This window comes from Helicobacter mehlei (assembly GCF_007280785.1).
In the GTDB taxonomy this organism is placed as follows: domain Bacteria; phylum Campylobacterota; class Campylobacteria; order Campylobacterales; family Helicobacteraceae; genus Helicobacter; species Helicobacter mehlei.
This window is the reverse complement of record NZ_VKGC01000048.1, coordinates 1-1,918: the sequence shown is the minus strand read 5'-3', so window position 1 is coordinate 1,918 and position 1,918 is coordinate 1. Positions and strand designations below refer to the sequence as shown.

The 1,918-nt window shown below is 46.6% G+C and carries 1 protein-coding gene; it reads right to left on the bottom strand.

The genetic code is table 11. The annotated features are described in order from the left end of the window. The coding region (locus FNE76_RS08350) for a PBECR3 domain-containing polyvalent protein (protein ID WP_185963038.1) at window positions 1-1,918 on the bottom strand (1,918 nt) is incomplete at both ends.

Sequence of the window (1,918 nt, the reverse complement as noted above, 5' to 3'; positions counted from 1 at the left end):
CTTTAGCCCTTTGCACCACCTCATAAGTGCTCTTATAGGGCAATAGGGTGGTTTGATTGTTAAGCGGGGGTTTGGTAGGATTGGGTAAAGGAGTTTGTATGCCTGAATCTATCCCCTTACCACCGGTTAAAATCTCTTCTTTTTGGTTTAACACCGAGTCGGGGCGTTTATACGCTATCTCTGCGCCCGGTGAAGAAGGGGTTTTTGAATTTGACTTTAAACGCAAGATGTGGGTTAAGTTTGAATCTGTGTCGGCGTTTAGGCGGTTTAGCGACTTTGCCGAAGTGGATTCGGTAGAGATCACTTCAAATGATGTTAAAAGCTTAATATCAAGGTCTGAATCTTGACCTAAAGCCTTACTTTCTTGTTTGAGTTTTTTTAGTTCCTCCTCGCCTAGCGTGGGGTTAATCTCTTCCTCTCTGATAATAAAATGGTACTTTTCATCTTGCTTCTTTTTAACCGCCCAATTCTTGGGTGTATGGACTTGGATTTCAGCGGGGATATTGTTGTGCTTGAAGTGGATATGAATCCCCTCATAGCCACTGCCCCGATTTTCTTTATACTCGATTGTGTGGGGGATTTGCGCCTCTCTTAGCTTGATGGCAATTTGGGCTAACTGCTCATCTAGCACTTCTCTATCTTTGGCAATAATGGCCCCCCTTAACAAGTCATTCACGCTTTCTATGCGGCCCTGCTTGCGTTCTAACTTGCTCTCAATGCTCCCCACACTCTTGAGCAAATTCCCCGCCTCTAATGTGCTACTAGGCTGGCTTAATCCCTCTAAGAGTTGCTTAAAGCCCTGCTCTTGCTCTTTGGCGGTGGTGTAAAGCTCCCTAGCTTTTGCTGGAATCGCCTCTAAGTTAAGGGGGCTTGTGGTAGAATCTGTCTTGGCGGTTTGTGGTGGCGCATCTAAGTTGGCACTAGGCCGGGGGCTTAGGGAGCCTTCGCTACCTTTGGGTAGTTGTGAGCTCAAACCGCTATCCCTAAAGATGGGGTTATTTTCTAGCTTGCCATTTTCCCTATAGAGTGTTTTTAGCTTCAATTCGTTTTTCTTGGTGCTGATGGTTTCTACCACCACTACATAGCCATTAACCTGCTTGCCACTAATCAAAACCTCTTGGTCGTATTTGTCTGTCTCTATTTTGTAGCGGTCTGCGTGATTGACAACTTGCGGGTAATGCTTAATGTCCTCAATCCCTATGGCGGGCTGTTCGTTTTTAATGTGGTGGATAGAGTTAGGCCCGTGGTGTTTCTCAATATGCTTCAGCGCATCGCCGTTAAATGTAATCTTTACGGGGTGTTTGCTATCAAAGCCTAATTCTTGCATTAAGCCTTTGTCTTGGGGGGCAAAATCCCCAATCCACACTTTAACATTGCGCTTTTTGACTTCCTCTAAAAATTCTTGTGTAATCTCCTCCATATTTGCCCGTCTTAAAGGCTTTTTAGGGTCTAATAGATCATCACTGCTTGGGGGTTTGCCCCCATTACCCCCTTTACCCCCACTATCCCCCAAATGGGGGTTTGGGGATATTCCCCCTCCTCCTGAAGGGGGTGGGTCATCTGGAGGTAACCCCCCCTCTAGCTCTCTAATGAGGGCTTTAGTGGCGTTGTCAAAGTCTTGGCGTTGCACTAGGTGGTTGAGCTGGATTTTAAAGTCCTGCACGCTGGCTGACTTATTTAAAGCCGCTTTGATGTGGTGTCTAAGGGCGGCCGCGCTGACTTTGGTGTTAATGCCTTTGAAAAAGGGGATATGGGGCATAGTCCTAACCATCAAGGCAAAGGAAAACTTGGTGATCTGGTATTGCACAGCACCCCAAACACTGGTGGCAATAGAACTGCCCACTTGCTCACCCGTGGTGCTTTTAAGGGCTTGGGCTAATTTGGCATCTTGATTGAATAGGCGGTTAAAGCCACTGGC